The 8,057-nt window shown below is 21.1% G+C and carries 5 protein-coding genes and 1 pseudogene; 3 read left to right on the top strand and 3 right to left on the bottom strand.

What is annotated here, in order from left to right:
• Positions 1-146 precede the first annotated feature (146 nt).
• From R5Z65_RS08995 to R5Z65_RS10260, 3 genes and pseudogenes are all read left to right on the top strand, one after another.
• Positions 147-821, top strand: a complete 675-nt coding sequence (locus tag R5Z65_RS08995) for a DUF5710 domain-containing protein (RefSeq protein WP_317368653.1) — start codon at positions 147-149, stop codon at positions 819-821.
• Between the two features lie 1,051 nt (positions 822-1,872).
• Complete coding sequence (locus R5Z65_RS08990) at positions 1,873-2,088, top strand: transposase (protein WP_317368652.1); 216 nt, start codon at positions 1,873-1,875, stop codon at positions 2,086-2,088.
• A gap of 170 nt (positions 2,089-2,258) precedes the next feature.
• Positions 2,259-2,339: pseudogene (locus tag R5Z65_RS10260) on the top strand (transposase); the annotation flags it as partial.
• Positions 2,340-2,485: 146 nt separating this feature from the next.
• Here the strand turns inward: R5Z65_RS10260 and R5Z65_RS08985 are convergent.
• From R5Z65_RS08985 to R5Z65_RS08975, 3 genes are read right to left on the bottom strand one after another with little or no spacing between them, the layout of a single operon-like run.
• Positions 2,486-4,885 (bottom strand): AAA family ATPase, encoded by a 2,400-nt coding sequence (locus tag R5Z65_RS08985; RefSeq protein WP_317368651.1) that lies wholly within the window; start codon positions 4,883-4,885, stop codon positions 2,486-2,488.
• 2 nt (positions 4,886-4,887) lie between these two features.
• Positions 4,888-5,718, bottom strand: coding sequence for an ABC-three component system middle component 1 (locus R5Z65_RS08980; RefSeq protein WP_317368650.1), 831 nt, complete (start codon positions 5,716-5,718; stop codon positions 4,888-4,890).
• The gene (locus R5Z65_RS08975; RefSeq protein WP_317368654.1) at positions 5,699-7,252 is read right to left on the bottom strand and encodes an ABC-three component system protein; all 1,554 of its coding nucleotides are present in this window, start codon (positions 7,250-7,252) and stop codon (positions 5,699-5,701) included. The genes R5Z65_RS08980 and R5Z65_RS08975 overlap by 20 nt, the downstream gene beginning before the upstream one ends.
• Positions 7,253-8,057: the final 805 nt, after the last annotated feature.

Below are 8,057 nucleotides of genomic sequence, written 5' to 3'. Positions count from 1 at the left end.
CTTGGTCATGTGTCAAGATAGTTCAGTAAATTTTTTGAAAAAGTTATAATATTGACAAATAATAACAAAAACAATATAATATATACATATAAAAAGTTAATACATAGAATTAAATTTATAAATTAAATAATAAGGAGATTTGAAGTATGCTTATACTAAATGTACCTTATAATGAAAAAGATGAAGCTAAATCGTTAGGTGCTAGATGGAATGCTAAAATAAAAAAATGGTATGTACAAGATAATAAAGATTATTATAAATTTGTTAAATGGATAAAACCTTATGGAGATATTGTTATTATTGATCATCTGTATGTAGTTGAAGGGATTCAAAAATGTTTCAAATGTGGTAAAGATACACGAGTTATTGGTTTTGGGGTCGATAAACATTTATATATAGATACATTATTAGATAATGTTAGTGATGATAAACAATTAGAAATACAGTTTAGTAATATGTTAGAACAAATAAATGAAGAAGATATACATATAGTTGGAGCTATAAATCCAATACCAGAGCTATTAATGGAATATTTGAAAAATAAGTATAATTATAAATTAAGATATTCTAAAACTACAAATAGAAGTAGCATTAGTAATTGCTGTGATAATTGCGATGTTTTACAAGGTGATTTTTTTCTTTTTTATGAGGTTGATAGTCCATTTTTTATATATTCAGAAGAAGATGTTAAGAAATTAAAAATTTACAAAATAAACTTAGACAATGATATAATAGTAAATTGTTATTCTTACGGCAGAGCAACTTTTGATAATATGTTTAAGAAATATGGAAATATTGTTTTATTAGATATTAAAATTTAATATTTTTAAATAAATTTTAAGGTAATGTTAATATTTTAGGCAAGAATACCCGTTTAACGGGTAGCTTGATCTAACATTATTGCTATATCTAAATGAATATTGGATAGATTTACCAACCGCATTTTATTTTCAAACAACCTATTAAGGAGTTTACTTTCTATGCTTTGTCCTTCTTATCATCCGTAAATGGGTCAATGTATTCTTTGTCATTTGGTCTTATACCATATCTTCTTGTAATTGATTTCTTATATATTTTTTATTATCTTTTTTATTTCGGCTCTATAGTAAATATTGGGGTAAATAAATAGAGTTCCAAAAAAATAATAAAAAAAGAGAGCATTTTTAACCTAAAATACGATAAAATAAATTTGAACTAAAAAATATTGGAGATTAAAAATATGCTCTTTTCTAATAAAATAATAAAACTTATATGTATTTAAGATATTTTAGTAAAAAATGTCGAAGTTGATAAAACTTTTTGCTTTATTTATATTGAATTAAAAAGAAAAGTTCATGCTTGTCCTTGTTGTGGTAACAAAACAAATTCTATTCACGATTATAGATAACAAGTAGTTAAAGATATTTCTTGTTTTGGTAAAAATATTTTATTGGCTATTAATAAAAGATATTACAGATGTTATTGTGGTAAGCGTTTTTTGAAGATAATTCTTTTTTACTTAAACATTATATTATGACTTTTAGGATTATTAATGTTGTTTTAGAGAATTTAAAGAGTACTCACTCTTTTAGAAGTGTAGCAAAATTATTAAATATTTCTATTGTTATACATATTTTTGACAAAATTAATAGCCTGTATTACTTATATTTTGTCTATTCATAAATTTAAAAGGAACTCTTCTGGAGAAAAATACCATTATATTATTACTGATACTATTTCTAAAAAGGGGTTGGATATTTTATCTACTAGAAAATACCATTTTTTATCAACTTATTTCAAAACTACAAATAAATATGATGTTTATTTTTGTATTCCTAATATGTGGAAACCTTTTGTTGATGTATCATATACTTTTTTTAAAAATCTAATAAAATGAGTGATAAATATCATTATATTAGGCAAGTTATTTGGTCTTTTGAGCATACAAGAAAACAAGAGCAACAAAAATTTTTTGAAGAATATAGGATATATTTTAAATGTTCAAAATCTCTTTTGACTAAGAAATATAAGTATTTAACTGAAGAACAGAAAATTCAAGTTAATAATATGATTAATACTAGCTATACTTTAATGAAGCCTATGCTTTAAAAGAAGTATTTTTTGAAATGTTTGAACAAAAAACAGTTCAAGATATGATTAAATTATTAAAAAAATAGATACAATTTGTCTTATCTTCTAGTATACATAAATTCAAAGATTGTGGAAAAACTTTTTCTAATTGGTATAATGAAATTGTTTAATTTTTTTATTTTAACTATACTAATAGTTTTACTGAAGGTTGTAATAATAAAATTAAAGTTTTAAAGTATAAATCATATAGTTACCATAATTTTAATTGATTTAGAAATTGCATTACATATATTTAATCAATTTTAATATAAAAAGGTATGATTTTTATACCATACCTTTTAATATTTATTTTATCTATTTTGGTATTACCCCAACTATTGGCAAAGAACCTAAAATTTTTTAATTATGAATATATTTAGTTACTACAATAAAGTTTTTCTTTCACATTAAAAGAATCTGGTTTTAAACCATACTTTAAAAATTTGTATAAAATATAATTTTCTTTATCTTTTTCGTGCGTAGAAATTATAATTTGTTTATCTTCAAAATCATTTCGCATAACTTCGATTAAAGATGCTATATTTATATCATCCATAGTTTGAATTGGATCATCAATAAGTATAAAGTCTAGAGTATTACAATCCTTTTTCACATATTGTTTGTTCATAGCAAAAGTAAAGGCAAGTATAAATGCGGATAATTGTCCAGAACTAAAAGTATTTAAAATATCTTCTTTTGAATCTCCTCTAGAAACAAATCTCATATCTGCATTATTTATAAAAACACCTAGTCCACATTGATAATCTTGTAAAATTTTACCCGTGTATATTAAAAGAGGTATTTTTATATTTTCTAAAATAGTGTTTTTATAATTTGAAAGTTCTTCGTTATAAAACTTTTTTAACTCATTTAAACAACCATTAATTTGTTTTAATTTTAAAATATCAATATAATTTTCTTTAAATTGATTATACAAGTTACTTAATTGTATGTTATTTCGTTTTACTATTTCTTTTTTTATATATTTAATTTTATTATCTATAAATTTTTGTTCTATGAATTTATTATAGTCTACATATTCTTTTAAAGTTTTTTCAAGTTCAGGATAATTATATTTAGATAGATTAGTTTCATAGTTAATATTACTATATGATTTAATTTTTTCATTAATAGCTTTTTTAGCTGAGTTTAAATTAATATCATTCTCTTGATTTTCCAATAAATCACTATCTTTTATAATGTTATATATACCTAATATTATTTGTTTTTTATTATTATCTACTTTTATATTTTCTAGATTTTTTAATTTAATATCTATTTGAGAAATATTTATATTATGTATATCTTCTAAATATTGTTTCACTTTTTTTAAACTTTCATTGATTGCTTCTAAAAAAAGTTTTTCAAATTCTTGTAGTTTTTGCAAGTTATCATCATTATTAATGTCTAAAATTCCTTTTGCAGATTCAAAAGCAATATTTAATTGTTCTATATTTTCATACTCGTAGCAACAATAAGGGCATTTTGCATCATTTTTAATATAACTATCCTTAACTGATTTTAAATTTAATCTAGCACGTTCAAATTCTTTAAATAATTTTTGATTACTTTCTAATTTTTTTGAAAGATTGGATATAGAATCATAAGCTGTGTGCAAAGTATCATTTTTAAATTCTGGGTATAATTTTTCTATATTTTTAATTTTTTGTATAATTTGACTTTGGGTATCAAAGTTTGATGTATATATACTTTCTAAAAGTTTTATTAGTTCTTGAGAATATTTAATTTTACTCAAATGTTTAATCTCTAAATCTATTTTATTTAAGTCTATTTCTCCATTACTATTAATGTAATTTTTATATAAAATAAAATTATTTATATAATTATCATTATTAAATTGTTTAATTTTTACATTTTGTTTATATACTTGATGATCTTTAAAATCATTAAAATAGTTTGATAGTCTATGTAAAAAAGATATACAATTTTCCAATTCTTTAATAGTTAAATCTGATAAATTTTCATTATCCCATATAAAAATTTTAGTTTGATCCTTATAGTTAAGTAATTTGTTATATGGTACATTTAATTCCATTTCTATATCATTTTGAACAGATTTAATTTTTGATATTATTTCTTTACGTTCAGCTTCTAGATTATCAAGTTTATTTTTAATTAGCCCTTGCCCCCTTTTACTAATAAAATTATTTTCTATATAGTTTATGTTTTCTTCTATTGTATCTGTATTTAATAGTACATTTATTACATCTTTTCTTTTTGATATGGCATTTTTTAAAAAGTGTATAGATTCTTCTTGAGATACATAGTAATATATATTAAAATGCTCATTATAAAAATTAAGAATATCAAATTCTTTTATCGAGCTTTTCCAGTTATTATAGTTTGGTATTTCTTCAGATAAATCATCATAAGATATATTTTCTTCTATTATACCATATAATAAAGATTTTTTTATATCTAATTTTTTTATGTTATTACTTATTTTGGTAATTAGAGTAATAAACCTTTGAGTATCATTTTTTAGTTTTATTACAATGTACCCATCATATAAACCATCATTTAGGAGTATATTTTTACCAACAGAAGTATTACCATTTTCTATATCACTTTTAAATCTAGTTATATTTTCTGAAAATGCTAATTCTACAGCATCAAAAAATGTTGTTTTTCCAAATCCATTAGGTCCAGATAGTATTATAACATTGTTATTACTATTTAAATTAAATTCGTAAAACTTTTTATTATCAAAACACTTAAAGTTTTTAACTAAAACAGATTCTATTTTGTAGCCCATTTTTACACCTCTTTTAAAAGTTTATCTAAATCTTCTTTTATTTCTTTTTCACTTACATTTATTTGTGTAGTACTTAGTAATTTTTGTAACAAAGCATTAGATGTTTTATCTTCTTCTGGATCGGTTTTTACTTCTGAAATAAATTGTGTTAGTATTTCGTGATAATTTGCGGAATCGGGGAATACTTTAAAATTATTTTTAACGATTTCTTCCAAAGGCTTTATGTTACAGCTTTCTTCAAATTCATACTTAAGAAAAGGTATTTTAGAAAATATCCTTATTACAAAAGAATACAATGTATTAAGTTGATTATTTTTGCATAATTTCATATATTCTTTTTTATCTTTAGCGATTCTTTGCAATAAATCTATTATCTTATCATCGTTATTTAACTTTTTTTTCAGAGAATTTACTTGCTCTTCAGTGTATACCAAAACATACCTTTTAAAATAATTTGTTGACTCTTCAATTTCATATATAAGATTTTTATTATTATATATAAAATCTATATCATTTGTTTTTAAAATATATATAGCAGATAAATTTTTATCTATTAATATTGATTTAGACAAATCATCTCCGAAAGATTTTATAAATTTTAGTCTTAAGCTTTCTTTATTTTTATCAAATTTTATGTACTCTTCTTCTAGATTATTAAGTTTTATTTTTAAAGAAAGATTATCTTCGAAAGTTGTATTATCAATATAATTTAAAATGTAATAGTTGACAATATTTTCTTCTTTACTTGAATAAAAGAAAATATTTTTATCGTTAGATTGCCATTTTACTTCAAATTTACTATCTTCAAATAACTTATTTATAATTTGTTTCATTTCTTAACTCCTTTAATGCATTTTCTCTATCTATTAAATTTATAACCTTAGGCTTAGTGATATTTTTTTCTTGTTCTGAAAATTTATCTATTTCTTTAAGTTCTTTTTCAGAAAGTTTTGTGATATTTTTACTCTCAAAAGGATTAAAAACACCATTTAGACGATTTGTAATCAAAAAATCTGTTTCATATAAAAAACTAAAGTATTCATTTTCTTGAAGAAAGTTAAGTATTTTATCGGTTATTTCAAAAATTTCATCACTATTATCTAATGTTAATCTATAGAAATTACCATTTTTTTGGCACTTTATAGTGTTATCATCTTGCAATTTTAAAATATCTATTCCATTTAAAATATCTAAAAATAATTTGTTTATTAAATTATCCTCTGGTAAATTGTTATTGCAACCATCTTTTGGTTTTTGCAATAAAGTATTCTTTATCACAAAAGCTTTTTTATCCATATCTAAAGTCACTATATTTTTTAATTGTGTTTTTAAGTTACATTTACATTTTTCATCATTCAAACTACAATTTTCGGCATTACAAACAGGTGTTTTTGTATGTTCTTTTATTGGATTTTTAGGATATTTATCTAGTAAATTTAGTATAGTTTTTACAAAGAGATAATATTGATTATATTCATTATTAAATAATTTATTATAATCTTCAAATATTATGTCAATGATTTCTATTAAAGGTATAACACATTTATTATTTAAAGTATTTGCTTTAAGATAACAATTTGTTATATAGGACTTTAATTTTGAAACGATTTCATAGTATATAAGTCCTTGATGAAATTTATCTTTTTCTATATAATCGTATTTATCTTCATTTTTTATAAATGTTATAATTTCACATATTAGATTACAGCTTTTTTCTATAGCTTCATTTGAGTTATCGAATAATTCTTTGTATACTTGTACATATTTTGAATCTTCTAGATTATCATCTGATAGAGTTTTTTTAATTTCTTCAAGTTTTTGTATAATTTTTTTTTTAGCACACTCGATGTTTTCTTCCGTGTAATTTTTATGTAAGTTTTCATTTATAAAATTTCTTATAAATTTTTCTAAAGAACCTTTTTTTAGGTTACCAGCAATATTAATATTTCCTTTTGCTGATTGTTTTGCTTGGTCAATTAAATGATCTATATGTATTTTAGTTTCTTTTAAAAACCCATCTGGAAGTTTTTTACCTTTTCTTATGTGAAAATAACCTTGTACAATCTTATATTCTAGACAGTTAAATATAAATGTAGCTTTATCCTCTGTAGATAAATCTAAAGAATTTAATTTAACTTGATGTATCGAAATATAATCATTATTTTCTTTTATAGAAAAATCTTCTAATCCTTCAATTTCTAATTCCATATTTTTAAATTTTTGTTTTAATTCTTCTAATGTAACATTATCTTTTTCTTTTAAAAATTTATATATATTTTCTAAAGTAACATATATAGAAATATGTGCTTGATATTCATATCCTTCCCAAGAAGGAATGGCATTAAATTCTGATAATAAAATTTTCATATCTGACAAAATTTTCACCCCTAGTATAAAAATTTACTCTTAAGTAGTATTTTATACAAATGATACCATATACTAATAGATTATGTCAAATATTATACTAAAATATTTACATATTCAATAGAAACAATGGTTAAAAGTAAGAGAATAGTTTAATTATAGATTTATATATAGATTATAGTGTATTTATTAATGCTATATAATGAGTCAGACAAAATGAAACGCTTAGATATAGTTTTTGACACAATATAGAATAAGAATACTAAAGGACTATTAATTCTAGCACTTTACAATAAAAATAATGAGTGATTAATTATTTATGATAAAAGTAAATAAAATAACCATTAAAATACTATCTTTTATTTTAGCTTTTATATTGATATTATTTTCAATACCAACAAAGATGGGTTGTTAATAGAATTAGAAAAAGGTGAGATTATCCTAGATGTTAGAAGTTGCTATAACGGTGATATGAGAGGTTATGGCGAAGTGGGTTTAAAATTAAGTATTTAACATTGGTAGCATATTTGAAATAAATATATTTTTCATTATTACAATTAAGATATAATTTTATAATTTTTTGTTAAATTTATAAAAGTTTTGCCTATAAACATTATAGATAAGAGTACCATTTAACTATATATAATAATACAAAAAAGATTAATTATAATATTAGAAAATAAACTAGATGTGTGAATGTTTATACAGATATTTCTAGACAATAATGAAAATAATACTATAGAATATGGACTTTTGAAAATTTAGTAAAAATATATAAGTTTTTATTTTGAATATATATATTTTTTTG

Source organism: uncultured Tyzzerella sp. (assembly GCF_963558545.1).
In the GTDB taxonomy this organism is placed as follows: domain Bacteria; phylum Bacillota; class Clostridia; order Lachnospirales; family CAG-274; genus Tyzzerella.
The sequence above is the reverse complement of the archived record's forward strand: the minus strand, read 5'-3'. Positions and strand labels throughout refer to the sequence as shown.

Bases quoted from the DNA above. Each gene is read 5' to 3' on its own strand.
- R5Z65_RS08995 (WP_317368653.1), top strand. From the start codon at position 147: ATGCTTATACTAAATGTACCTTATAATGAAAAAGATGAAGCTAAATCG.
- R5Z65_RS08990 (WP_317368652.1), top strand. From the start codon at position 1,873: ATGAGTGATAAATATCATTATATTAGGCAAGTTATTTGGTCTTTTGAG.
- R5Z65_RS08985 (WP_317368651.1), bottom strand. From the start codon at position 4,885: ATGGGCTACAAAATAGAATCTGTTTTAGTTAAAAACTTTAAGTGTTTT.
- R5Z65_RS08980 (WP_317368650.1), bottom strand. From the start codon at position 5,718: ATGAAACAAATTATAAATAAGTTATTTGAAGATAGTAAATTTGAAGTA.
- R5Z65_RS08975 (WP_317368654.1), bottom strand. From the start codon at position 7,252: ATGAAAATTTTATTATCAGAATTTAATGCCATTCCTTCTTGGGAAGGA.